This window comes from Mesorhizobium sp. M0051, assembly GCF_040323235.1.
Lineage (GTDB): Bacteria > Pseudomonadota > Alphaproteobacteria > Rhizobiales > Rhizobiaceae > Mesorhizobium.
In genome coordinates, this window is the sequence record NZ_JAMYUT010000008.1 from 168,841 (window position 1) to 191,985 (window position 23,145).

Annotated in this window: 23 protein-coding genes; 19 read left to right on the forward strand and 4 right to left on the reverse strand. The window is 63.5% G+C overall.

From position 1 onward, the window contains the following. Nucleotides 1-14: 14 nt before the first annotated feature. Nucleotides 15-1,037: an ABC transporter substrate-binding protein gene (locus tag NKJ90_RS11065; RefSeq protein WP_023761014.1), complete on the forward strand. Its 1,023-nt coding sequence runs from the start codon at nucleotides 15-17 to the stop codon at nucleotides 1,035-1,037. Between the two features lie 105 nt (nucleotides 1,038-1,142). On the opposite strand, the gene NKJ90_RS11070 is transcribed toward NKJ90_RS11065, so the two are convergent. Further along, complete coding sequence (locus NKJ90_RS11070; RefSeq protein ID WP_023761013.1) at nucleotides 1,143-1,922, reverse strand: hypothetical protein; 780 nt, start codon at nucleotides 1,920-1,922, stop codon at nucleotides 1,143-1,145. Between the two features lie 23 nt (nucleotides 1,923-1,945). After that, on the reverse strand, nucleotides 1,946-3,433 hold the full coding sequence (locus tag NKJ90_RS11075) for a tetratricopeptide repeat protein (protein WP_084025567.1): 1,488 nt from the start codon (nucleotides 3,431-3,433) through the stop codon (nucleotides 1,946-1,948). A 322-nt stretch (nucleotides 3,434-3,755) separates the two neighbouring features. Between NKJ90_RS11075 and NKJ90_RS11080 the strand changes: the two genes are divergently transcribed. Then, nucleotides 3,756-4,391, forward strand: coding sequence for a methyltransferase family protein (locus tag NKJ90_RS11080; protein ID WP_502904904.1), 636 nt, complete (start codon nucleotides 3,756-3,758; stop codon nucleotides 4,389-4,391). Between the two features lie 443 nt (nucleotides 4,392-4,834). Here NKJ90_RS11080 and NKJ90_RS11085 read toward each other — a convergent pair whose 3' ends face one another. After that, nucleotides 4,835-5,092, reverse strand: a complete 258-nt coding sequence (locus NKJ90_RS11085) for a hypothetical protein (protein WP_023761009.1) — start codon at nucleotides 5,090-5,092, stop codon at nucleotides 4,835-4,837. A gap of 74 nt (nucleotides 5,093-5,166) precedes the next feature. On the opposite strand from NKJ90_RS11085, the gene NKJ90_RS11090 reads away from it, so the two are divergent. The 16 genes from NKJ90_RS11090 to NKJ90_RS11165 all read left to right on the forward strand — a co-directional run bounded on the left by NKJ90_RS11090 (nucleotide 5,167) and on the right by NKJ90_RS11165 (nucleotide 20,048). Further along, the gene (locus NKJ90_RS11090; protein WP_023761008.1) at nucleotides 5,167-5,436 is read left to right on the forward strand and encodes a DUF982 domain-containing protein; all 270 of its coding nucleotides are present in this window, start codon (nucleotides 5,167-5,169) and stop codon (nucleotides 5,434-5,436) included. Nucleotides 5,437-5,662: 226 nt separating this feature from the next. Further along, nucleotides 5,663-6,388: a GntR family transcriptional regulator gene (locus tag NKJ90_RS11095; protein WP_023761007.1), complete on the forward strand. Its 726-nt coding sequence runs from the start codon at nucleotides 5,663-5,665 to the stop codon at nucleotides 6,386-6,388. Between the two features lie 3 nt (nucleotides 6,389-6,391). Next, nucleotides 6,392-7,432 carry an ADP-ribosylglycohydrolase family protein gene (locus NKJ90_RS11100; RefSeq protein ID WP_352486099.1) on the forward strand — a complete coding sequence of 347 codons (1,041 nt, stop codon included), beginning with the start codon at nucleotides 6,392-6,394 and terminating at the stop codon, nucleotides 7,430-7,432. Continuing rightward, complete coding sequence (locus NKJ90_RS11105) at nucleotides 7,429-8,400, forward strand: PfkB family carbohydrate kinase (RefSeq protein ID WP_023761005.1); 972 nt, start codon at nucleotides 7,429-7,431, stop codon at nucleotides 8,398-8,400. The genes NKJ90_RS11100 and NKJ90_RS11105 overlap by 4 nt, the downstream gene beginning before the upstream one ends. Before the next feature lie 55 nt (nucleotides 8,401-8,455). After that, the gene (locus NKJ90_RS11110) at nucleotides 8,456-9,517 is read left to right on the forward strand and encodes an ABC transporter substrate-binding protein (protein ID WP_023761004.1); all 1,062 of its coding nucleotides are present in this window, start codon (nucleotides 8,456-8,458) and stop codon (nucleotides 9,515-9,517) included. A 68-nt stretch (nucleotides 9,518-9,585) separates the two neighbouring features. Continuing rightward, a complete protein-coding gene (locus NKJ90_RS11115) occupies nucleotides 9,586-10,449 on the forward strand; it encodes an ABC transporter permease (RefSeq protein WP_352486100.1) in 864 nt (287 codons plus the stop codon). Beyond that, nucleotides 10,449-11,237, forward strand: a complete 789-nt coding sequence (locus NKJ90_RS11120) for an ABC transporter permease (protein ID WP_023761002.1) — start codon at nucleotides 10,449-10,451, stop codon at nucleotides 11,235-11,237. The genes NKJ90_RS11115 and NKJ90_RS11120 overlap by 1 nt, the downstream gene beginning before the upstream one ends. Next, nucleotides 11,237-12,304 (forward strand): ABC transporter ATP-binding protein, encoded by a 1,068-nt coding sequence (locus NKJ90_RS11125; protein ID WP_023761001.1) that lies wholly within the window; start codon nucleotides 11,237-11,239, stop codon nucleotides 12,302-12,304. Before NKJ90_RS11120 ends, NKJ90_RS11125 begins: the two co-directional genes overlap by 1 nt. A 237-nt stretch (nucleotides 12,305-12,541) precedes the next feature. Then, nucleotides 12,542-13,792: an aconitase X gene (locus tag NKJ90_RS11130; protein WP_023761000.1), complete on the forward strand. Its 1,251-nt coding sequence runs from the start codon at nucleotides 12,542-12,544 to the stop codon at nucleotides 13,790-13,792. Continuing rightward, on the forward strand, nucleotides 13,789-14,247 hold the full coding sequence (locus NKJ90_RS11135; protein ID WP_023760999.1) for an aconitase X swivel domain-containing protein: 459 nt from the start codon (nucleotides 13,789-13,791) through the stop codon (nucleotides 14,245-14,247). Before NKJ90_RS11130 ends, NKJ90_RS11135 begins: the two co-directional genes overlap by 4 nt. A gap of 362 nt (nucleotides 14,248-14,609) precedes the next feature. Then, on the forward strand, nucleotides 14,610-15,206 hold the full coding sequence (locus NKJ90_RS11140; protein ID WP_023760998.1) for a thioredoxin family protein: 597 nt from the start codon (nucleotides 14,610-14,612) through the stop codon (nucleotides 15,204-15,206). 38 nt (nucleotides 15,207-15,244) lie between these two features. Continuing rightward, nucleotides 15,245-16,870, forward strand: a complete 1,626-nt coding sequence (locus NKJ90_RS11145) for an FAD-dependent oxidoreductase (protein WP_023760997.1) — start codon at nucleotides 15,245-15,247, stop codon at nucleotides 16,868-16,870. Then, nucleotides 16,867-17,193, forward strand: coding sequence for a 4Fe-4S dicluster domain-containing protein (locus NKJ90_RS11150; protein ID WP_023760996.1), 327 nt, complete (start codon nucleotides 16,867-16,869; stop codon nucleotides 17,191-17,193). Before NKJ90_RS11145 ends, NKJ90_RS11150 begins: the two co-directional genes overlap by 4 nt. A 47-nt stretch (nucleotides 17,194-17,240) precedes the next feature. Continuing rightward, nucleotides 17,241-18,077, forward strand: coding sequence for an ABC transporter ATP-binding protein (locus NKJ90_RS11155; RefSeq protein WP_023760995.1), 837 nt, complete (start codon nucleotides 17,241-17,243; stop codon nucleotides 18,075-18,077). Nucleotides 18,078-18,089: 12 nt separating this feature from the next. Then, nucleotides 18,090-18,989 carry an ABC transporter permease gene (locus NKJ90_RS11160; RefSeq protein ID WP_156938594.1) on the forward strand — a complete coding sequence of 300 codons (900 nt, stop codon included), beginning with the start codon at nucleotides 18,090-18,092 and terminating at the stop codon, nucleotides 18,987-18,989. Between the two features lie 39 nt (nucleotides 18,990-19,028). Next, nucleotides 19,029-20,048: an aliphatic sulfonate ABC transporter substrate-binding protein gene (locus NKJ90_RS11165; RefSeq protein ID WP_023760993.1), complete on the forward strand. Its 1,020-nt coding sequence runs from the start codon at nucleotides 19,029-19,031 to the stop codon at nucleotides 20,046-20,048. A 58-nt stretch (nucleotides 20,049-20,106) separates the two neighbouring features. Here NKJ90_RS11165 and NKJ90_RS11170 read toward each other — a convergent pair whose 3' ends face one another. Next, the gene (locus NKJ90_RS11170) at nucleotides 20,107-21,135 is read right to left on the reverse strand and encodes a LacI family DNA-binding transcriptional regulator (protein WP_023760992.1); all 1,029 of its coding nucleotides are present in this window, start codon (nucleotides 21,133-21,135) and stop codon (nucleotides 20,107-20,109) included. 336 nt (nucleotides 21,136-21,471) lie between these two features. Between NKJ90_RS11170 and NKJ90_RS11175 the strand changes: the two genes are divergently transcribed. Continuing rightward, nucleotides 21,472-23,085, forward strand: a complete 1,614-nt coding sequence (locus tag NKJ90_RS11175; RefSeq protein ID WP_352486101.1) for an extracellular solute-binding protein — start codon at nucleotides 21,472-21,474, stop codon at nucleotides 23,083-23,085. The last annotated feature ends 60 nt before the right edge of the window (nucleotides 23,086-23,145 follow it).

Here is a 23,145-nt window from a genome sequence, read left to right on the forward strand (position 1 = left end):
CAAAGGAAACGACCATGACTGACTTGACGCGCCGGCAGGCTCTGCTGCTGACCCTTGCCACCGGCCTTCCGCTGTTTGCCGGATCGGGGCGAGCCCGGGCACAATCGGCGGCGCAAAAGGTTACCGTCGCACTCGACTGGACGGTCAACACCAATCACATCGGCCTGTTCGTCGCCCGCGACAAGGGGTTCTATTCCGAAGCTGGACTCGAGGTCGGGATCCTGCCTTACAGCGATACCGGTGCTGGCACGCTGGTTGCCAACCGCGTCGCCGATTTCGGCATCAACGGCACCATCAGCCTGTTCACCCAAAAAGCCGCCGGGGCCGACCTGAAGGGCGTCTACGCGGTGGTGCAATCCGAAACCGGCCGCGTGGTTTTCAACGCGGCTCGCAGCGAGATCAAAAGGCCGCGGGATCTCGACGGCCTGATCTATGGCGGCTTCGGCAGCGCCTGGGAGAACGCACTGATCGGCACCATCATCCGTCACGACGGCGGCAAGGGCAATTTCGAGACGGTGACGCTCGGCACCTCAGCCTATGAGGCGCTGGCCAATGGTTCGGTCGATTTCACGCTCGAAGTCTCGACTTGGGAAGGCGTTGATGCCGAGTTGAAAGGTATCAAGCAGCGCAGTTTCGTCTATGCCGATTACGGCGTGCCCGATGAGCACACGACACTGATCTCTTCGAGCGAAGCCTATCTCGAGGCAAATCCGAAACCTGCTGCCGCCTTCGTCCAGGCAACGCGGCGCGGTTACCAGTTCGCGGTTGATCATCGCGAGGAGGCGGCAGCCCTATTGGTCGCCGCCAACAAGGATACGCTGACCAACCCGGCACTGATCGAAGCTTCACTGAAGATGCTGGTCGACGGCCATTATCTGCGGAGCCAAAGCGGCGCCATCGGGACGATGGATACGGCCAAGATGGAAGCGATCGGCGACTACCTCTTCGCGTCCGGAATCCTGCGCGATGCCAATGGCAAAGTTCTGACGCAACGCCCTGATTTCGCGAAGTATTTCAGCAATTCAGCTCTGGGGTAGGGAGCCAATCGGCTCTCGACCTTCGAGGAAATGGCTGGCCAGCCAAGAAGCTCACGAGGTGCGGCAGCTTTACGTCAGACCCACAGATCAGCAGACCCGACCGATTCAATTCCGGACGATCTCATAGAGCAGAGTGGTTTTGATGTGTCGCCCGGGTTCACCCTGCAGCGACAGGGCGGCTGCGTAGAGTTTTGCTACGGCTGGGCAGAGACCTTCGAATTCCCGGCTCATATTGGCAATGGCAGTCATCTCGGCGGGAGTGCCGCCAGCGTTGATGAAAGCGTCGGCCAGCAGCGACCAGTCTCCGTCGCTGGCAGCGGCGGCCGGCAGACTGCCATTCTTCGCTGCGCCGAAAGCGTGGAACAGGGTGGCGCCGACCTTGTCCATGTCGATCAGGAAATCCTGGTCCGGCGTGCCGAGTGCATCCGGCCCTTCACGAAGGTAGTTGTTGCAGATGGCAGCGGTTTCCCGCGCCATGACATGGTTGAGCATATCCGATTGTGCACGCAGCGCTTCGGCGGCTTTGCCGTCCGGAGCCGAGGACAGCAGGGATGCGTATCTTCGCCTGAGATCGGCGACAGCCATCCTGCTCGCATTTCGCACCTGATCGACATTTCCAAGTCTGGCCACGGCCGTGATTTTTTCCACGACGACGTCGTAGTCGTCTGGAAACTCCTGCTTGATTGCCTTGAAAATCTGGCTTCCTTGGCTTTCAATCTGTTCGCTTACCTGAGCTGTGGTCAGCATTTGTGGATCGGGCGAACCCGCCACTGTCTGGTAAAGATATTTGCCGCCGGCAAAGCCGAGCGCCCAGGGCAATACCTTTATCGCAACAAACGACAAAGCTGCGACCGCCGCCACGCTAAAGCCTTTCCAACGTCCCATCCACCGGCCCTCCCTGAACCTGTCTAGTTCGCGCCGAGGGTCCGCGCCTTCTTGCGGTCAGCTTCGGCGCGCTTGTGATTGTCCTTGGCCTCCCACGCAACGGGTTCGACTGGCCGGACCCTGTCGTCTGCGGCCTGTTCGTTGCAGGTACCTGTCCGTTTCGGATCGAGCTTGATTGCCTGTCTGCAGTCGGCAGCGGCAATCACGTAGTCTCCTACAGACGCCCTGGCCAGGGCGCGATCGTAATAGGCTTCGGCATTGTTGGGATCGAGCCCGATTACAAAGCTGAACGAGTCTATCGCGCCTCCGACATAGCCTTGAATCTGCTGGTTCAACCCCCGTTGCAGATTCCAGGCGATAGCCGCTGAATTGTCCTGCTGGGGAGCGGCCATAGATGCATCCGCAGACGGAGCTTCACCGCCTGTCACCTGCTCGTTGCAGGCGCCGGACCGTTGTGGTTCGAGTTCCATGGCTTTTCGGCAGTCGGCCGTCGCGCGGTCACGATCGCCTTTGCGGGTCAATGCGAGCGCGCGGCCGAAATAGGCGGCAGCATCCTTCGCGTTGAGGTCGATCACCTTATCGAAATCAGCTATGGCGCGATCATTGTCGCCTGTATTCGTCCAGGCGACGGCCCTGTTGTAGTAGCCGTCCGCGCTGTCGGGGGCGAGCCCAATCGCCCGATTGGCATCGGCAACTGCGCGCGGCCAGTCGCTCTTGCCAATCCAGGCAGCGCTTCGATTGGCGTAGGCGTCGACGCTTTCCGGATCGAGGCTGATGGCATGGTCGAAATCAGCTATCGCAAGGTCGTAGTCGCCTTTGGAAGCGTGGGCGATGCCTCTGTTGACATACACTGCGGCGCCTTGTGGATCGAGGCGGATCGCCTCGTCATATTCGGTGATAGCCCTGTCGTGGTCGCCCTTGCGTTGCCAGGTGGCGCCGAGACTGTTGCGCGCATTGTGGTTTTGCGGATCGACAGTGAGCGCCTGCTCGAAATCGATAATAGCCGCGTCGGTCTTGCCTTTGCGAAAGAAGGCCAGGCCACGGCTGTAGTAGGCGTCGCCAGAGCCAGGCTCGAGGCTGATTGTGACATTGAAGTCAGCGATGGCGCGGTCGTTTTCCCCCTTGTTGTACCAGGCAGCCCCGCGATTGAAGTAGGCCGAGACATCTCTGGCATCGAGCATGATCGCTTCGCTGTAGTCGGCGATCGACCGGTCGTAATCATGCTTGTCGTCCCAGGCGAGGCCGCGACGGAAATAGGCGATGACACGGTTCCGCGACGGTGCCGTCTTGTCATCGGCAATCGGCGTGCAGGCGGCGATGAGCTGATCGGCACCGACCTTGCGGTCGCTGAAGCAGACAGCGTAATCCTTGCCGGTGGCGAGGGCGGATGTGTTCAGGATAAGGAGGACGACAAGGCTTTCCAGCGACAAGCGCACCCATGGAAGGGCTGTCGTCAGCGCAAATAATCCGCTTACGGCGGCAGCCAGCCCCGCACCTTTCCAACGCGCCATTTCGCTGGCCCCCCGAACACCCGCTTCAGCGGTGATCTGCCTATTGTTCGTCATTTGTTCCAAAAATGCAAGCAGAAATTGCAGAGCGGAATGGATCAGACCTGCCTGCCGCCATGGTGCCGGCCCGACTTCTTGCGAGCCGCTAGGGCGCGCTTCGCGCTGCATCCTCGGTGCGTCATATCCCGTTTAGTGCTGATCTGATCTTGTTGATTAACCGCCCGGCAATGGTTGCGTGCAAAGGTTGCCCCGAGGGATCATTGGGGTGCTTGCCTTGCTCATATCAAAAAGCGAAACCCTTTCGCACATCAATGACGACAGGATCTTGTCCGCGGCCCGGAAGCGCGAAATCCTGGTCGATTTGCGGGAGGGTTTCTTTCGGATCTGCGCGCTGGCTTTCGCGGGGATGTTCGTCTACCGTGGCGTGTATCACCTCATGCTCGACCCGACCCGCCTCAACGTGGCGCTGGTGGCGATTTCCGAGGTTCTGACTTTTACCTGGCTGCTTCTGTCGCGGCGACCGCAGGTTCGCGACTGGGACCCGCTCACGGCAGTTGTCTCCGTGATCGCCAGCTTCGGTGTCGGCTTCATCGACCTGGAGCCTGGGGCAGCCATCATCCCGGTCTATGCCGCCGCGCCGCTGCAAGCCCTGGCGTTGGGGTTCGTGATCTGGGGAAAGATATCTCTGGGGCGTTCGTTTGCCATTCTGCCGGGCAATCGCGGTGTGATGACCGGCGGTGCCTACCGTCTGGTGCGGCACCCGATTTATGCCGGCTACCTTGCCGGCCATGTCCTGTTCCTGTTGTCCGCCTTTTCCTTCTACAATCTCGCCGTCTACGCCGTGATCACCTTCTTCCAGGTGCATCGCATCCTGCGCGAAGAGGCGCTGCTGGCCGCCACGCCGGAGTATCGGGACTATATGAAGCGCGTCCACTACAGGCTGTTCTACGGGATCGCCTGATAAGCAGGCCTATCGGCTGCGATCACAGCCATCTCGGCGGCGATGCGATCCCTGGCCAGGGGCTTATGCGTTGCCCTGGGCGTCATCCATGGGCGCAGCCGCAATCGTCGGAGTATAGCGTCAGTCATCAAGAGCGATCGCGATCTCGTGACCGCCTTGATGCCGGCACGCACCCGATTGTGATGTGCCACGATCCGTTTGTGATCCGGCTCGTTTGGGAATTTTCGTAAAGTAATCGCGGTCCACACCCCCCGTGGAAACAAGAGGAGAGGGTCCCACACCTTGTCCTCCTCCAAGGCCCGCCCCGGTTCGCCCGTGGCGGGCTTTTGCTTGGCGGCCGAAGAGCCGCTTGCGTCAAGCGTCAAGGAGGGCAACGGTTTTCCGGGGAACGTCACTCCTAGCCGCCGGACGCTTGGTTCGGGTCAGGTACTGGCGCCGATCGATTACTCCATGTCAGGCACATCGCCGCTGACGAAGAGCGTGTTCGGCGGGCCATATTCGCCCAGCGTCGGATCGGCCTCGCGGCTCCAGGCGATGACGCCGGCATGCTTTGCCGCCAGAGCCCTGGCGGTGCGTATGGCGCGATCCTCGCTCTGCTGGTCGGCGGGTCCAAAGGCTGGAAATACGTCGCCGTCCTCGCCGCGATCGAATGCGACCACGACGATCAGCCTGGGATTTTTCTGGCCACTGGAATCGGACATCTTGCACCTTAGGCGCGAAACCTATCACAATACAGGGAATTGGGCCGGCTCGTTCGATTCCGGGAGGTGGGGTGGTGCAAGACCAGCGTTTCGATGAGCCGGTCCGGATTGCGCTCGGCCGATCGCGAAATTCGATCTTCAACGTGGAGCGGGTCGCCCAGGCTGCCGACATCCTGATGAACCGCTGGCCGGTTGCGACCGGTCAACGGCACATGGTTGCTCGCAAGGTCTGCCTGGCCGTGCTTGAGGGGAAGAAAGAAGCCTCGGCGGCGCGGGCGGCATTCATCAACGCCGCGATCGAGGCGGATATCCTCGTTGAGCCCCGTGAAGTGTCGATACCGTAACAGGTCCGGCCACGATTGAATCAAGAACCAGCGCTATCCTCTTGATGGTGGTCGGTCTTCTTGATGGTGGTCGGCCTTCGCAGTCCGTATGCCCGCCCGTCGTCGGCGCTTTTGTAGGCGTTCCTCCAACATCCGCGCCCGTTTGCTAGTCCTCAGGTCACGTTGACACGGCGTCCGTAGATCTGTATTGAACAGGATTATACAGGTTCACTGAACAGGTACCTATATGAAGCGGCGCGCAGTTCAACTGTCTCCAGGCACGGGCAAGCCCGAACAGATCGCCACCGTTCTCGAACATGAAATCCGCTCCGGCGTTCTCGGTTTCGGCGACCGCCTGCAAAGCGAGAACGAGCTCGTCCAGCGTTTCTCCGTCAGCCGCAATACGGTCCGCAAGGGCCTCGAGGAACTGTCCAGCCGCGGGCTGATCACCACCAAGGTCGGAATCGGCTCCTTCGTCACTTTCGATGGCAAGCCGGTCGACGACGCCATCGGCTGGTCGCGGGCGTTGGCCGATGCGGGCGCCAATGCCGAGACGCGGACGCTGCGGCTGGAGGTCATCGAGGATACCGATCTGGCTTCGCTGCTTGGTATCAAAAGCCCGTTCTTCATCGCCGTCGACCGGGTGCGTACCAACGCCAGCGACGGCCATGCGATCTCCATCGAGCGCAGCCGGCTGCCATTGTCACCCGAGCTTGAAGACGTGCCGTTGCGCGGATTGCGCGAGGGCTCGCTGCACCAGACGCTGCGCGCCGCCGGCCTCATTCCCGACCACGGCGAGGAATGGGTGGAGATCGAGATGCTCAACGCCGAGGACGCCACTATCCTCGGCTGCCCGCAAGGCACGCCGTTCCTGCGCGGCCGCCGGTTGACGCGCGCCGTCGACGACCGGCCGATCGAATATGTCACCAGCCTGCTCAACCCCGCGCATTTCGCGCTGCATATGAGGTTCTGAGCGATGCCGGACACAGCCAAGGACCCGCTCGATCGCGCCATGGGCGCGCTTGTCGGCGCAGCGCTGGGAGATGCGCTCGGCATGCCGACGCAGCTTTTGTCGCCGGCCCGGATTGCCGAACTCTACGGCCATGTCGAGGATTTCATCGCGCCTTTCGCCAATCATCCAGTGTCGAAGGGATTGGCTGCCGGTACCATCACCGACGATACCGAACAAGCGCTGCTGCTCGGCCGCATTCTCGTCGAATCCGGCGACCGCTTCGACCATAAGCGCTGGGTCAATGCGCTGCTCGACTGGGAACGCGCGGTCAAGGCGCGCGGCAGCTATGATCTTTTGGGACCGTCGACCAAGCGTGCCATCGACGCTATCAACAGTGGCGTGCCTGAAGAGGAAGCGGGACGCAGTGGCGACACCAACGGTGCGGCCATGCGCATTGCCCCGGTCGGCATCATGATGCCGCTTGAACCATTGGGGGCATTCGTCGACAAGGTGGCGGAGACCTGCCGGGCCACGCACAACACCTCGATCGCCATCGCCTCCGCCGCTGCTGTTGCCGCCGCTGTCAGCCGCGGCGTCGCCGGCGGTGGTTGGCGCGATGCTTCCGCCAGCGCTGTCGCGGCGGCGAGGCGAGGGGCGACGCTCGGCCATTGGGTCACCGGTGGCGACATCGCCGCGCGTATCGTCTGGGCACAGGACATCGTGCGAGGCAAGGCGATCAGGGATGCGATCCGGCTGATCACCGATCTGGTCGGCACCGGCGTCGCCAGCCAGGAATCCGTTCCTGCTGCCTTCGCGGTGCTGGAAGTCGCCCGGGGCGATGCATGGAAAGCAGCGGTCATCAGCGCCAATCTCGGCGGTGATACCGACACGATCGGCGCCATCGCGGCCGGCATGGCCGGCGCCTGCACCGGCTTTTCCCGGCTGCCGCAACAGCACATCGCCCGGCTAAAGGGCATCGACATGTCAGAGGTTCGCGCGCTTGCGGCCGACCTCGTGACGGCACGGGTGGCGAAAAGTGCCTCCGGCAAGGACGCGGCGGCATGAATGGCCGTCTCGTCCATGTCGGTAGTGCTGTGGTCGACTATGTCTACCGCATCGACGCCTTGCCGGCGCCCGGCATGGAGAAGACGGCATCGAGCTTCGCCCAGGTGGCCGGCGGCGGATTCAACATGATGGTCGCGGCCAGCCGCACCGGGATGAAGGTGGTTTTCGGCGGCCAGCTCGGCAACGGGCCGAATGGCGACTTCCTGCGCACCGCTTTCGCCGCCGAGGGCATCGCGACACTGACACCGCCATCGCCCTTGATGGACAGCGGCAATTGCGTCGCCATGATCTCGAGCGATGCCGAACGCACCTTCGTGTCGTGGCCGGGGGCCGAAAGTGTGCTCAGCCTCGACTTGCTGGCGCCGGTCGCGGTGGCGCCTGATGATTGGGTGTTCACCTCCGGCTACACGCTGAGCTACCCCGCAAGCCGTGACACGCTGGCGGACTGGATCGAGTCGCTGCCGGACGAAACCCCTTTCGTCTTGGACCCGGCTCCGGTCATCACGGACATTCCGCGCCCGATCCTGTCGCGGGTGCTTGCCCGCACCACATGGCTGAGCTGCAACACGACCGAAGCGGCCGAGATTGCCGGCCCGGGCGATGTCGAGGCTGTCGCGGCACGACTTCTGGACGAGCATTGTCCGCAGGCTGCCGGCGTGGTCATCCGCTCCGGCGCAAAGGGCTGCCACCTGCGGTTGGCCGGCGGGCCAGCGCGGACCATTGCCGGCTACGCGGTCACCGCAATCGACACCAATGGCGCCGGCGACACCCATATCGGGGCTTTCGTCAGCGCGCTGGCGCGGGGCGCCCCGCCCTTCGACGCGGCGCGCTACGCCAATGCGGCGGCCGCCATTTCGGTCACCCGCCATGGCGGCTCGTCGGCGCCGACGGACCGCGAAATCCAGACATTCCTGAGCCATGCCGCCGACCCGTCGGGGACAGGCCGGACACAGAAGGCCAATGCATAATTGCCGGAAAGCCTGACAAGCCCGGGAAGCGGGCAAACACAGAGAGGAACCAACCATGCGCATGCCTGATTTGACTGCTCTGCTGACGGCGACCGCCGTCTTTACCTCCGCACTCGCGTTCGCCGCCAAGGCCGACGAGGTGCATGTGCTCAACTGGAAGGGCTACGGCACCGACGAGCCGTGGGCCGTAGAGGCTTTCGAAAAGGCGACCGGCAACAAGGTCGTCAACGATTTCTTCAATTCCGAACAGGAAATGCTGACCAAGATCCGGACCAATCCTGGCCTCTACGACGTGGTCATGATCAATGCCGCCTTCAACGACCAGGCTATGGCCGGGAAACTGATCCAGCCAATCGACATCTCCAGGTTGCCGAACTATGCCGATATCAACAAGGACAAGGCGGGATCGCCGATGCTCGTCCATGATGGCAAGGTCTATGGCGTGCCGTGGGTGTGGGGCCTGACGGCGCTCGCCATCAACGATAAATCCTTCGACAAGCCGCCGACGAGCATCGCCGAAATGTGGGATGCCGCGCACAAGGGCCGCGTCGTCATTCGCGACGACGCCGTCGAGGCGGTGCAGTTCGGCGCCATCGCCACCGGCCAGAACATCAACGACATCAAGGATATGGGCGCCGTCAAGGCGAAGCTCACCTCGCTGATGCCGCAGATCAAGACCTTCTGGAGCTCGGAGAACGACTGGAACCAGATGGTCGCCTCCAACCAGATCGACATCGGCACCTATTGGAGTGGCTCGGCCGATCGCGCCAAGACGCATTTCAAGCTGCCGGTCTCGCTGGTCGTGCCGCAGGAAGGAGCCGTCGCCTGGCTCGACGCCTTTTCCATTCCGGTCGGCGCCAAGAACGTCGCCGGGGCCGAGGCCTTCATCAATTACATGATCGACCCGAAATTCTACGTCGAATGGGTCACCAAGGTCGGCGCGCCGGTCTCGGCCAACACCAAGGCGGTGGAAGCGCTGCCCGCGGATGCCTTCAACCGCAAGGTCATGGGTGACCCCGAAGTGGCCAAGCGCATCCAGTTCCAGGCGCCGATCACCGACGCGCAGCGCGAGGCCTATCTGGCGCTGTGGCAGCAGTTCAAGGTCGACGTGAAATAAAGCCGGCATCGGAATCAGCCGGCGGTTCGCGCCGGCTGGTTCTTCCAATCTGGGGAGAGAAGGCTGTCATGGCAGCTGCAACAGCATCGCGCAGCGGGCTGAGATCGGCATTGCCGCTGCTGGCGCCTGCCTATCTCTGGCTGACTGTGGCGATCTTCCTGCCGCTCTCGGCCATGGTCTTCTTCTCGTTCATGACCGAGCTGCCCCTGTCGGGAAAACCGTGGGCCTTCACCCTTGGCAACTATGCCGCCTTCTTCTCGCAAAGCCTCTATCTGACGCTTTTGCTGGCCTCGCTGCGCCTCGGTCTCGAGGTGACGCTGTGGTGCGTCATCATCGGCTATCCCGCGGCTTACGTGCTCGCCAAAGTGCTGAAAGGGCGCAGCCGCGAGGCCATCTTCCTGCTCGTCATCCTGCCATTCTGGTCGAACGGGCTGGTGCGCATCTTCTCCTGGGCGATGGTGCTACGCGAGGGCGGCATCCTCGATACCGCGCTCAACGCCGTGCTGCCGTTCAAGGTCAACATCGACCTGATGTATTCCTATCCGGCCGTCATCATCGGGCTGGTGCATTCCTATGTGCCCTACATGGTGCTGACTTGTTATCTCACGTTGCAGGCCATCGACGACTCGCTGATCGAGGCCGGACGCTCGCTTGGCGCCTCACGGCTGCAGCTCCTGAAGCGGGTGATCATACCGCTGTCGATGCCGGGGCTGGTGGCGGGAGCCGCCCTGATCTTCGTGCCGGTCGTCGGCTCGTTCATGGAACCGCGCATCCTCGGCGGCCGCACCGGCACCTTCTACGGTACAGTCATCGAGGACCAGTTCGTCGCCGTGTTCAACTGGCCGCTGGGTGCCGCGCTGTCCTTCATTTTGCTGGCGGTGGTGCTGGTCATCCTGGCGGTGGCGTCGCCGGCGTTGCGGAGAGCCGCGTGATGGCGACCACCCGCATCCTCGAAGGGCTCGGCCGGTTCTACATCGGACTGCTGCTCGCCTTTCTCTATCTGCCGATCATCATCATGGCGCTGATGTCGTTCAACGTCTCGCCCTTCTACCAATTGCCATTCGAATGGACGACCGAATGGTACGCCTCGCTGTGGCAAAACGACCAGCTGATCGCCGCCACCTGGAACAGCGTCGAGATCGCCGTAATCGCCACCGTTATCTGCACGGTGCTCGGCTCGGCGGCATCATTGGCGCTCTATCGCCATGAATTTCGCGGCAAGAAATTCCTGCAGGCGCTGCTGTTTCCGCCGATCGCCATACCGTGGCTCATCACCGGCACGGCGATGCTGATCTTCTTCTTCGGCGTTGGCATCGGCCGCGGCCTGCACGCGATCCTTCTCGGCCACGTCGCGCTGGCGCTGCCCTATGTCATCGTCGTCGTCTCGGCCCGGCTGCAGACCTTCGCGCCGGAGCTGGAGGAGGCGGCGCGCTCGCTCGGCGCCAACCAGTGGCAAGTGACGAGGCGTGTCACGCTGCCGTGGATCATGCCCGGCGTCATCGCCGGCGGGCTGTTTGCGTTTGCCGTCTCGTTCGACCAGTTCGTGGTGTCCTATTTCCTGGCAACGCCTGGCCAGACGACGCTGCCGGTCGAAATCTACGCCGCGATCCGCAAGGGTTTTACGCCCGAGATCAACGCGGTCTCGACGATCATCATCGTCGTGTCGATGGCGCTGATGCTTCTCACGGCGCGGTTCTTCAAATTCGGCGGAGAGAAATAATGGCCGGCGTGCAGGTATCTGATGTTTCGCGCAGTTTTGGCGCGCACAAGGCGCTGGACGACGTCTCCATCGATTTCGCCGACGGTGGCTTCTATGCGCTGCTGGGGCCATCGGGCAGTGGCAAGACGACGCTGCTGCGCCAGATCGCCGGTTTCGATTTTCCTGACTCGGGTCGCATCACCATCGGCGGCGAGAGCGTCGAACGGGTGCCGGTCGAAAAACGCCGCATCGGCATGGTGTTCCAGAACTATGCGCTGTTTCCCAATATGAGCGTCGCCGACAATGTCGCCTTCGGCTTGTCGGTGCGCGGCGAGGCCAAAGCGACCATCTCTACCGAGGTGCAGCGTGCGCTCGACCTAGTGCAACTCGGCAAGCTCGGTGTCCGCCGGCCGAACCAACTCTCCGGGGGGCAGCGCCAGCGCGTCGCGCTCGCCCGCGCCATCGTCACCAAGCCGCGCGTGCTTTTGCTCGACGAGCCGCTCGGCGCGCTCGACAAGGCGTTGCGCGTCGACATGCAGATCGAGCTCAAGCGCATCCAGCGCGAGATCGGCATCACCACCATCTTTGTCACCCACGACCAGGAAGAAGCGCTGACGATGAGCGACCGCATCGGCATCCTGCGCGACGGCAGGCTGGTGCAGGAGGGACCACCGGAAGAGATCTACGACCGGCCAAAGAGCGAATTCGCCGCCACCTTCCTCGGCGACGCCAACATCTTTCGTGGCGACAGCACTGGCAACGGCATCCGGCTGCCGGACGGCACGGCGATTGCCTCGGGCGTGGGTGCAAAGCTTGCCGCCGGCGCCAAGGCGAGTTGTGCCGTGCGGCCCGAACGCATCCGCATCGCGACGGATGGCGGGGCTTCGGATGCGGCCAATTCGAACGTGCTCAAGGGGCAGGTTTCCAAGCGCATCTTCGCCGGCAACAACAGCACGTATTTCGTCGAGCGCGAGGGCCAGATGCTGAAAGTGATCGTGCAGAACACCGGCGCCGACAGACTGGCGGAGGGCCAGGAGGTGGTGCTGCGGTGGTCGCCTGACAGTACGGTGCTGATTGCGGCGGGCTAGTCGACGCGGTTCGATAGATGGGACTGTTGGCGTTCCTTCGCACCCCCCTCTGTCCTGCCGGACATCTCCCCCGCAAGGGGGAGATTGGCCGTCATCGATGTTTTCGCAAATCTCCTACATTGCAAGAATGAGTGCCGGGGTCGAAGCTGCCAATCTCCCCCCTTGCGGGGGAGATGCCCGGCAGGGCAGAGGGGGGTGCTGTCCCGCTATGCGATCGAGTAAGCGGCTGGAGTACCGATGACACTTGAACTGAGTGCGCACGACCGATCCATGCTCGACGGCGAGCAAGGCCCGTCCGCAGCCGCTGCCATGAAAATCCTGGTCGCTTTTTCCAATGCGGTCGGGGCAGGCAGCTTGCTCGACATTGCCGGCGCCCATATCGATGGCTGTCTCTACCAGGGCAAGGCCGGTCTCGATTTCGTCGAGCGGCTGGTCGAGGGCGGCGGCCGCGTCCAGGTGCCGACGACATTGAACGTCGGCTCTTTCGATCTCATCCATCCCGGCATGGTGAAGATGCCGGCGGCGGAAGAGGTGCCGGCGCGGCGGCTGATGAAGGCGCATCTGGAGCTCGGCTGCCAGGCGACATTCACCTGCGCGCCCTATCAGACACGGTTCCGGCCAGACTTTGGCCAGCAGATCGCCTGGGGCGAATCCAACGCCATCGTCTTTGCCAATTCGGTGATCGGCGCGCGGACCAACCGCTATGGCGATTTCATCGATTTGTGCTGCGCCATGACCGGACGGGCGCCGGCCTGGGGCCTGCATTTGAGCGAGAACCGGCGCGGCCGGATCCTGTTCGAGCTGGCCATTGCCGACCCGCAGCCGAGCGACAGCCTGTTCGTCGGCATCGGGCTGGTGATCGGGCAAGCGAGCGGCGACCGCGTTCCGGTGATTGCCGGCCTGCCGCGGCCGCGCGACGAGGACCAGTTGAAGGCGCTGGGCGCGGCGGCGGCAACGACCGGAGCGGTGGCGCTGTTCCATGCGGTCGGCATCACCCCGGAAGGCAGGACTCTGGACGAGGCATTTCACGGTCAGGTGCCGGAGGAGACGATCCGCATCACGCGCGCCGATATCGACCAGGCGCTGGCGAAGCTGTCTGGAGTGCCTGACGGTGCGCCGCTGGGGGCGGTGTCGCTCGGCACGCCGCATTTTTCGCATGAGGAATGGATGCGGCTGCTGCCGTTGCTGCGCGAGATCGCACCGGGCAGGCACATTCCGATCTATGTCAACACCGGCCGAGCTACCCTGACGCGACTGCAGGCGGAGGGGGCGCTTGATGGCATGGAGGCGTTCGGCCTGATCCCGGTCGCCGATACCTGCACCTATGTCACTGCGATCCTTCAGCGCCTCGACGGCGTGGTGATGACCAATTCCGGCAAATGGGCGCATTATGCGCCCGGCAATATCGGCGTATCCGTCGCCTTCGCCGAGATGAAGGACTGCATCCGTTCGGCGGCGGCCGGCCATGTCGTGCGGACCGCCTCATGACGCGACCGGTGGAGCGAACCGGCACTTTCCAGTTGGCGGGCGCGGCCGAGGGTCAGGCGCTGGTGTTCTCGCAGCCGCTTAGCTTCTGGGGCGGCATCAATGCCGAAACTGGCGACATAACGGACCATTCGCATCCTGGGCTTGGCCAGAATGTCGCCGGCAAGATCCTGGTCATGCCGAGCGGGCGTGGCTCGTCCTCCTCATCTTCGGTCCTGGCCGAGGCGATCCGCAGGGGCACCGCGCCGGCCGGCATGCTCCTGGAGCGGCAGGATCCGATCCTGGCGGTTGGCGCGATCGTTGCCGAATTTCTCTATGAGATCCGCATGCCGCTGGTGGCGTGCGACATTGCCGGCATAGCCTCCGGCGACAGGATCATGATTGGTATCGGCGAGGACGGTGCTGCGATCGTCAGCATTCGGCCAACCATCAATCCCGCAGCGCCACGCCGCCAGTAGGCAGCGGCCAGCGTCTCATCGGCTTTGGCCCGCGCACATTAGATGCGATCCTGGCAGGGCGCTTTATCCGTAAGGATGATGGTGCCCTGACGTTCGGCGTGTCTGCGATGGCATCGTCGCGCGGGCGGACCCTGGGGCCTCAATACAACCTCATCCGTCCGGATTTCTTCAGATGGGCCCCTGCTTGGACAAACGTGCCGGCTCGGCTCGAAACATTGGCACGATATTCCAAGCCACGCGGTTGACCGTGAATGTGTTCTTCGGCCTATAATTATACTAAATTCATAGACTAACTACGGACGCTTAAACGCTCGCACGTTGGGTTTGTAAAAACCGGCCGCAAAAATTGGGGGAGCGCATCTATGCCGAAGACAGAATCCAACCCGATCGAGCTTGGCACCAGGGCCGCCGATTTCCTGTTGCCCGACGCGCAAGGCGTGCTGCACCGGCTCGCCGATTTCGATGCCAAGCCGGCCTTGCTCGTCGCCTTCATCTCCAACCGCTGCCCGTTCGTCGTACTGATCCGCGATCAGTTTGCCGCTTTCGCCAAGGAGTATGCCGGCAAGGGGCTGCAAGTGGTGGCGATCAACGCCAACGATCATGAGGCGCATCCCGAGGAGACGCTTGCCCGCATCGGCGAGGAGGCTGAAACAATCGGCTATTCCTTCCCCTATCTCAAGGACGCTTCGCAGCAGACGGCCAAAGCCTATGGCGCGGCCTGCACGCCCGACTTCTTCCTGTTCGATGCCGACCGGCGGCTCGCCTATCACGGCCAGTTCGACGATGCGCGGCCCGGCAATGGCAAGCCGGTGACCGGTGCCGATCTGCGCGCGGCGGTCGACACGGTGCTGGAGGGCGGCAGGCCCACTGCCGAACAGGTGCCGTCGATCGGCTGCAACATCAAGTGGAGCGCCGGCAACGAGCCGGTGTGGTTCGCAAACGCCGATCGCGCTGCGTAGCCCTCTCGCGCTGTCGCGAACTCAGTCACCGAGCATCTATGCCCAAGTCGCAAAAATCCGCTTCCGACAGCTTGCACCTCCAAGCCGATGTGCTGGTGCTGGGCGGCGGGCCGTCGGCTGCCTGGGCGGCTGTCGCTGCTGCCGAAAGCGGCGCCAAGGTGGTCCTGGCCGACAAGGGCTATCTCGGCACCAGCGGCGCCACGGCGCCGTCCAACACCGGCACCTGGTGCGTGCCGCCGGGTGACAACAGGCATGCCGTCGTCGAGCGGCGCTGGCAGCGCACCGGCGAACTCGCCGACCCGCGCTGGATGCTGCGCTGCGTCGACACCGCCTACCGCAATCTGCTCAGGCTGTCCGAATGGGGCTATCCGTTTCCGAGCGAGGATGACGGACGCCTCTATATCGCCAATCTGCGCGGCCCGGACTATATGCGCTTCATGCGCCGCCGCGTGCTCCTGGCTGGCGTCACAGTGCTCGACCACCATCCCGCGCTTGAATTGCTGTCGGATGACGACGCCATCGTCGGGGCCGCCGGTGTCGCCAGGCAGGTTGGCCAGGACTGGCGCGTCGACGCCAATGCCGTGGTGCTGGCGACCGGCGGCTGCGCCTTCCGCGAGCGCATTCTGGGCGCGACCGGGCTCACCGGCGACGGCTATCTGATGGCGGCGGAAGCCGGCGCCAGCCTGTCGGGCATGGAGTTCACCGGCAAGTACACGCTGGCACCCTATGGCTCTTCGCTGAACAAGGGGCTGCCGTTCCGCTGGGCGTCGTTCCATCGCGAGGACGGTTCGCCGATCCTCGGGCCGACCGGCGAGCCGTTGCGCAACGGCATCGGCGACCGCGAGGAGGAAGTGGCGCGAGCGCTGATCGACGGCCCTGTCTATGCGCGGCTCGATCAGGCCGAACCGGCGTTGCAAGGCTGGTTGCGCCAGGGCCAACCGAATTGCTTCGTGCCCTATGACCGCGCCGGCATCGATCCGTTCAGCGAACTGTTCCGCATCACCTTGCGCGCCGAAGGCACGGTACGCGGCACAGGCGGCATCGAAATCGTCTCCGACGACTGCGCCACCGGCGTGCCCGGCCTCTACGTTGCCGGTGATGCCGCCAGCCGAGAGATCATGACCGGGGCTGTTTCGGGCGGCGGCGCCGTCAATTCGTCCTGGGCGCTGGCCAGCGGCTGGTGGGCCGGCAAGGGCGCCTCTACCCATGCCAAACGTCGAAACGGTAAGGCGTTTCGCAGTGCTGCGCAGTCGCTCGGCCAGGCTGGGTTGCGCCCGGCGGCAACGCCGCGCGCCGACATATCGGCAGGCGAAATCATCGAGGCGGTGCGTAGCGAAGTCACGCCGCTCGACAAGAATTTCTTCCGCTCTGGCGAGAGCCTGGAGAAAAGCAGCGAGCGGCTGGAGAGTGTCTGGCGCGACGTGCGCGACCATCTGCAGGGCGAGGGGGTGGAGCGAGTCCGCACCCGCGAGGCGGCATCGATCGCGGCTGCCGGGCGCTGGTCGGTGGCCGCCGCACTGCACCGCACCGAGAGTCGCGGCATGCATCGCCGTACCGACCTGCCCGGCAGGAGCCCGGTCTTCGCGCACCGGCTGGTGATCACGGGGGTCGATGCGTTCCGTATTGCAGGCGCCCCCGAGCGGCTGGCGGAGCTGGCGTCATGATCGAGATCGTCTCGGCCACGCGCTGCGTCCAATGCGACATCTGCGTCAAGGTCTGCCCCGCCAACGTCTTCGACGCGACCGACAACGGCGTGCCGGTGATCGCCCGCCAGGAGGACTGCCAGACCTGCTTCCTCTGCGAGATCTATTGCCCGACCGACGCGCTTTACGTCGCCGAATTCGCCGAAGGGCCGACCGGCATCACAGAGGCCGAGGCCGATGCACGCCAGCTGTTCGGCTCCTATGCCCGCGCCCTCGGCTGGAAGCGAGGCAAGGCCGGCGGCTCGGAATTCGACCCGACGCACCGCATCCGCGTGGCGCAGTGAACCGATCGGAGACAGACATGGACCGCCCAAACATGGACCGCCCAAACGTGGACCGCATCGTCGTCAGCGACATCAGCAAGACCTTCCAGCTCAAGCCGGGGCAGTTCGTCACCGTCGATGGCGAGGCTACCGACCGCGTCACCGTGCTCGACGGCGTCGATCTGTCCATCCGCACGGGCGAGTTCATCACGCTGGTCGGACCCAGCGGCTCGGGCAAGTCCGTGCTGCTCGACATCATCGGGGGGTTGACGCAGGCGACTGGTGGCGACGTCCAGCTCGACGGCCGGCGCATCACCAGGCCCGATCCAAAGACCGGCTATGTCTTCCAGCAATATGCATTGTTTCCCTGGCGCACGGCGCTGGCCAACATCGAATATGCGCTGGAAGTTCGCGGCGTCGCCAAGGCGGAACGCACCGCTACCGCCCACCATCTGTTGGCGCTGTTCGGGCTTGCCGGCTTCGAAGACCGTTTCCCCAACCAGCTTTCCGGCGGCATGCAGCAGCGCGTGGCGATCGCGCGTGCGCTGGCCAGCAATCCGGAAGTGCTGCTGATGGACGAGCCGTTCGCGGCGCTCGACCAGCAGACGCGCGAGCTCCTGCAAGGCGAGCTGTTGCGGATCTGGGGCAAGATCAAGACGACGGTGATCTTCGTCACGCACTCGATCGACGAGGCGATCTTCCTCGCCGACCGCGTGGTGGTGATGACGGCGCGGCCGGGCGCGGTGAAAGAGATCATCGACATCGACCTGCCACGGCCGCGCGATGGCGACATCCGCGCCAGCGCCGAATTCAACACCTATCGCGCCCGCGTCTGGGACGTGCTGCGCGACGAGGTCAACAAGGCGCAGAAGGACTGGACCCTGTCGCCAGCCTTCAGTCACTGAGGAGCTGGACCCATGGCTTATCTGACCGAAAAGTTTGGCACTGCTGGAGCCCTTGATCTGTTTGCCGGAGCTGGCGAAACGGTAGCCGCCGCCAGAGTCCCGGCCATCAAGGCCCACAGTGCCAAAACCCGGAGCAAGACAGCGAGCCACGGCACCTTTGTCTACGGCCTGCCGCTACTCGGCCTGTTCTTCCTGCTGTGGGAGATCGCGCCACGGCTTGGCTGGCTGAACCGCATCTTCTTTCCGCCGCTGAGCGAGGTGCTGGTCGCCTGGTGGGACCTGCTCGCCTCGGGGGTGCTGGTCGAGCATATCGGCATCAGCCTGCAGCGCGCGGCCATCGGCTTCGCGCTCGGCGTGGTGGTCGCCATTCCGCTCGGCCTGTTGATGGGGCGCTATTCGCTGTTCGAGAAGGTCAGCGATCTCCTGGTGCAGACGCTGCGCAACACCTCGCAATTCGCGCTGCTGCCGGTGTTCATACTTTTGCTCGGCATTGGCGAGGAATCGAAGGTGGCGATCACCTTCTACTCCTCGGTCTTTTTTCTTCTCGTCAACACGATCAGCGGCGTGAAGTCGGTCGATCCGCTGCTGATCAAGGCGGCGCGCTCGATGGGCACGTCCGATTTCGATCTGTTCCGAAAGGTCATCCTGCCGGCCAGCATTCCCTCGATCGTCGCCGGCGCGCGGCTGGCGGTGAAATCCTCGTTGTTCGCCGTAATCGGCGCCGAGATGCTGGCGGCCAAATCCGGCCTCGGTTTCCTCATCCAGAACTCGCAGCTGATGATGGAAACGGCCGACATGTACGCAGGCATCCTGACGCTGACCGTCATCGGCCTGGCCGTGAACTACCTGCTCGTCTGGTTTGAGCGTTGGGCGACCGCCTGGAAGAGCCAGTCCGACACTTCGCTCATTTAAGCCCGTCATTCATTCATCCCAATCAGGAAGGATTTTTCCATGTCCAGCATCTCGTTCAATGGATTTCGCAGGCTGCTCCTGAAGGGCGCCATTGCCGTCGTCATCGGCCTTGGCGGCATGCCCGCCTTTGCGCAGGACAAGCCAGATGTCATCCGCATCGGCAGCACGGCGCCCGGACACCTCAAATTCATTCTCGCCCAGCGGGACGGCTGGTGGGAGAAGGAATTCGGCAAGGACGGCATCAAGGTCGAGCTGGTGACCTTCAATGGCGGTTCAGAGGCGACGACGGCGCTGGCCACCGGCGCGATCGAGTTCACCTACACCGGCAACAATCCGGCGCTGCGCGTCGCGGCGTCCGGTGCCGACGTCAAGCTGATCGGCGTGTCGAGCTACGTGAAGGCAGGCGGCTCTTACATCATCGTCAAAGCCGACTCGCCGCTGAAGACGCTGCAGGATCTCAAGGGCAAGAAGGTCGCCTATCTCACCGGCACGGTGCGGCATTCGAATTTCAGCAAGGCGTTGAACAGTGTCGGCCTGAGCACGAATGATGTCGAAGGGTTGAACCTGCCTTTCGAGGCGTCCGGTCCGGCGCTGCTGCGCGGCGACATCGACGCCATCGTCGAGACGGATTCGACGGCGGCCAAGCTGGTCGACACCGGCGAGGCGCGCGTGCTGTTCGACACCGGCACGCATCCAGAATGGAGCGTGCCGAACGTCATCTCGGTCAACGGCGCCTTCGCGGCAAAGTACCCGGATCTGGTCAAGCGGCTGCTCAAGGTCGATATCCAGATTTCGCGCTGGGCCGACGCGCACCCCGACGCGACGATCAAGACCTTTGTCGAGGCGACCAAGTCGTCGGAAAAATCCGTGCGCAAGACCTATGCCGACGGCGTGTTCCACCAGGACCCGAAACTCACCGACGATGCGATCACCGCTTTGCAGGGCGAGGAAAAATTCATGGCGAGCGCCGGGCTGCTGAAGGGCTCGATCGACTACGGCAAGTGGGTCGACAAGAGCTTTGTCGATGGTGCGGCCGCGGAAGTCGCTGCCGTCCAGTAGACCGGAAAGACCGAGCGGGGCGGGCGCCTTTGGCGCGCCGCGTCGCTCGTTCGGTCCGTCAGATCTCCGGGATGTTCTCCTTGAAGATCACCTGCAGCCTCGGCTGATGCAGCTCGTAGGGCAGCCCCCTGACAGCATGGGTCAGGGTGTTGAGCGCTTCGCGGGCCTCGACGCGCGGATTCTGGTCGATGACCGCGTCGAGCGTGCCATCGAGCAGAAGGTCCTTGGTGCCGTCCGTCACCTCATGGCCGAGGAAGACCATGGACCGGGCGCGGCCGCGCTCCTTGAGCGCGCGCGCGATGCCGGTGTTGCCGGCGCCGACATTGTAGATCGCGGCAAGGTCGGGATGCCGCTCCAGCAGGGCAGATGCCTCCGAATAGGCCTTTTCGCGGTCGTCGAGCATTTCGCGCATTTCGACGATCTGCAAATTGGGTGATTCCTCCGTCAGGATATGGCGGAACCCCATCTCGCGTTCCTCATGGCCGCGATAGGACAGCGAGCCGGCGAACAGCGCCACCTTGCCCGGCCGTCCCGGTCCCATGAAGCGGCTGAGCAGATAGCCGGCGAGCCGCCCGGCAGCGCGGTTGTCGATGCCGATATAAGCGACCCTGGGCACATGCAGGATGTCGGAGGCGATGGTCACCACCTTGATGTCGTTGGCCGAAAGCGAGCGGATCGCCTCGCGCACCGTCGGGTGGTCAAGCGCAATGACGCCAACGCCTTGCGTCTGTCCGCGTAAGTCCTGCAGCAGGCGGGCGAGGCCGTCCGGGTTGAACCCTTCGATGGTGGCGATGTGCACATCGAGGTCGGGCCGTAACTGCGCCTGCGCCTCGATCTGGCGGTGCAGCATCTTGATGAAGGAATTGGTGCCGGCGGGCAGCGCGAAATCGAGCCGGATGACATCGCCTTGCGAGTGCCGCGGCGGCGCCCCGTTCGGGCTTTCGGCGATATAGCCGAGGCGCTGCGCCATCTCGATCACGATTTCTCGCGTGCGCGCCCGCACGCCGGGGCGGTTGTTGAGCACTCGGTCGACCGTGGCGGCCGAGACACCGGCTTCCCGGGCTATGTCAGTCAGGGTGGACCGCACCGTCTTTCATCTCCTGCATGCGTCAGGTCGGCTGGCGACGGCTTTCGCGCCGTCCGCGATTCTGATGGGAAATGATGTATCCGCCCTTAGCCGATGCGCAAGCCGCCGCGCTAAATCAGCTCGTCCGGCAAGGCTGCGCGGCGCCGGGAGCAGCCGTTTCCCCTCAAATCGAGGCATCAGAAGAGACCTGTAGATCCCGGTTTTGCGCATTTCCTCACCCTATTTGCGATGTTGTGATGTGTTTTGACTACTTATGATGTTGACAGGCTTCCCATGCTGCCGTCAATATCCCTCACAGGGTCGTGGAGGAAACGTGGCCCTAAGGGAGGAGTTTCAATGTCCAATTTGATCCGCATCTCGCGGCGTCGCTTGCTGGCGTCCGGAGGAAAGGCGGCCGTGTTCGTGGCCGCCACCGGCATTGCGCCGCAATTCATTCGTCCCGGCCGGGCCTATGCGGCCGACGCGCTGGCGCCGGGCATGATCGGCGGCCCGACGGGCTTCGATGGGGCCGAGCGCTATCAGTATAGCGCCGAAACGCCGGAAGGCCGCGCGATCGAGGCGGCCAAGGCGCTAAAGGGGGCCGGCAAGGCGCCGGCCAAGATCGTGCTCGGCCTGTCCGACGGCTCGATCGGCCAGCTCACGCAGCCATTCCCGGCCGGCGCGCCCTCGATCAAGGATCTGTGGGAAAAGGAGACCGGCATTCCGATCGAAATCGTCGGACTGCCGAACGGCCAGGAATTCACCAAGACGATGCAGGACATCTCCACCAAGGGTGGGGCCTACGACATCTATTCGACTGAATGGAACCGCCTCGGCGACCTCGCCGAAACCGGCGGCATCGCAAAGCTCGACGACTTCGTCGCGCAGCACAAGCCCGAGTGGGACGATCCCACGAACGGCTATGTCAACGGCGCCAAGGGCGTATCGCTGCTCAACAAATACCGCGGCTCGAACTATGGCGTGTCGCTGGACGGCGACTTCCAGACCTGGGTCTACCGCGCAGACCTGTTCGGCGACGAAGCCGAGAAGAAGGCGTTCAAGGACAAATACGGCTACGATCTGGCCCCGCCGAGAACCTGGAAGCAGCATGGCGATATCGCCGCCTTCTTCCAGCGCCCGGACAAGGGCCTGTTCGGCTCGACCGATCTGCGCAACCAGGGCTGGGGCTACACCAACTGGTATCAGCGCTACGTCTCGATGGCCTCGCCCAACCAGTTCCTGTTTGGCGACGACGGCAAGCCGATGATCAATTCGGAACAAGGCATTGCGGCGACCAACGAATATGTCGCTTCGCTCGCGCATCATTCGCCGGATGCGATCTCCTGGGGTTGGCCCGAGCAATACGGCAACTTCGCCAAGGGCGGCGCGGCGATGACCTGCGCCTTCTCCAACTTGCCGAAATTCCTCGACAATGTCGGTAACAAGGATTCGGCTGTCACCGGCAAGATCGGCTCGATGCTGCCGCCCGGGCGCGAGATAGACGGCAAGCTGATCAGCCGTTCCGTGCTCTGGTTCTCGCTTACCGGCATGGTCTCGGCGCAGTCGAAAAACCAGGAGGCCGCCTACCTCCTGCTGCAGTGGCTGGGTTCCGCCCGCATCTACGCATGGATGAGCGCCAACCCCGGTGGTTACCTGGACCCGTTCCGGCTATCCGATTTCTCCGATCCGCTGGTGCGCCAGACCTATCATGCCTACCACATGGACGTGGTGCGCGAGACGGTGGCTCGCACCGTGCCGACCATCAACTATCCCGGCGCGACAGCCTTCCACAATGCGCTCGACGAGAACCTGATGGCGGCGCTGACCAAGGCCAAGACATCGGAGCAGGCGATGGCCGATACCGAGGCCGAGTGGAAGAAGATCGCCCGGCGCACCGGCGAGGACAAATTGCTCGAAGCTATCAAGACCAACAAGGAGGCCTGGCCGACTGTTCTTGATCCAATCGTCTGATCCGTCTCCCTGGATCACACCGAAGGAGGGGAGGAGCGTGCTTCTCCCCTCCGCCCACAA

Bases quoted from the DNA above. Each gene is read 5' to 3' on its own strand.
- NKJ90_RS11125 (WP_023761001.1), top strand. From the start codon at position 11,237: ATGGCCGGCGTGCAGGTATCTGATGTTTCGCGCAGTTTTGGCGCGCAC.
- NKJ90_RS11150 (WP_023760996.1), top strand. From the start codon at position 16,867: ATGATCGAGATCGTCTCGGCCACGCGCTGCGTCCAATGCGACATCTGC.
- NKJ90_RS11140 (WP_023760998.1), top strand. From the start codon at position 14,610: ATGCCGAAGACAGAATCCAACCCGATCGAGCTTGGCACCAGGGCCGCC.
- NKJ90_RS11110 (WP_023761004.1), top strand. From the start codon at position 8,456: ATGCGCATGCCTGATTTGACTGCTCTGCTGACGGCGACCGCCGTCTTT.
- NKJ90_RS11175 (WP_352486101.1), top strand. From the start codon at position 21,472: ATGTCCAATTTGATCCGCATCTCGCGGCGTCGCTTGCTGGCGTCCGGA.
- NKJ90_RS11105 (WP_023761005.1), top strand. From the start codon at position 7,429: ATGAATGGCCGTCTCGTCCATGTCGGTAGTGCTGTGGTCGACTATGTC.
- NKJ90_RS11160 (WP_156938594.1), top strand. From the start codon at position 18,090: ATGGCTTATCTGACCGAAAAGTTTGGCACTGCTGGAGCCCTTGATCTG.
- NKJ90_RS11095 (WP_023761007.1), top strand. From the start codon at position 5,663: ATGAAGCGGCGCGCAGTTCAACTGTCTCCAGGCACGGGCAAGCCCGAA.
- NKJ90_RS11130 (WP_023761000.1), top strand. From the start codon at position 12,542: ATGACACTTGAACTGAGTGCGCACGACCGATCCATGCTCGACGGCGAG.
- NKJ90_RS11065 (WP_023761014.1), top strand. From the start codon at position 15: ATGACTGACTTGACGCGCCGGCAGGCTCTGCTGCTGACCCTTGCCACC.
- NKJ90_RS11135 (WP_023760999.1), top strand. From the start codon at position 13,789: ATGACGCGACCGGTGGAGCGAACCGGCACTTTCCAGTTGGCGGGCGCG.
- NKJ90_RS11115 (WP_352486100.1), top strand. From the start codon at position 9,586: ATGGCAGCTGCAACAGCATCGCGCAGCGGGCTGAGATCGGCATTGCCG.
- NKJ90_RS11165 (WP_023760993.1), top strand. From the start codon at position 19,029: ATGTCCAGCATCTCGTTCAATGGATTTCGCAGGCTGCTCCTGAAGGGC.
- NKJ90_RS11085 (WP_023761009.1), bottom strand. From the start codon at position 5,092: ATGTCCGATTCCAGTGGCCAGAAAAATCCCAGGCTGATCGTCGTGGTC.
- NKJ90_RS11120 (WP_023761002.1), top strand. From the start codon at position 10,449: ATGGCGACCACCCGCATCCTCGAAGGGCTCGGCCGGTTCTACATCGGA.
- NKJ90_RS11075 (WP_084025567.1), bottom strand. From the start codon at position 3,433: ATGGCGCGTTGGAAAGGTGCGGGGCTGGCTGCCGCCGTAAGCGGATTA.
- NKJ90_RS11145 (WP_023760997.1), top strand. From the start codon at position 15,245: ATGCCCAAGTCGCAAAAATCCGCTTCCGACAGCTTGCACCTCCAAGCC.
- NKJ90_RS11100 (WP_352486099.1), top strand. From the start codon at position 6,392: ATGCCGGACACAGCCAAGGACCCGCTCGATCGCGCCATGGGCGCGCTT.
- NKJ90_RS11070 (WP_023761013.1), bottom strand. From the start codon at position 1,922: ATGGGACGTTGGAAAGGCTTTAGCGTGGCGGCGGTCGCAGCTTTGTCG.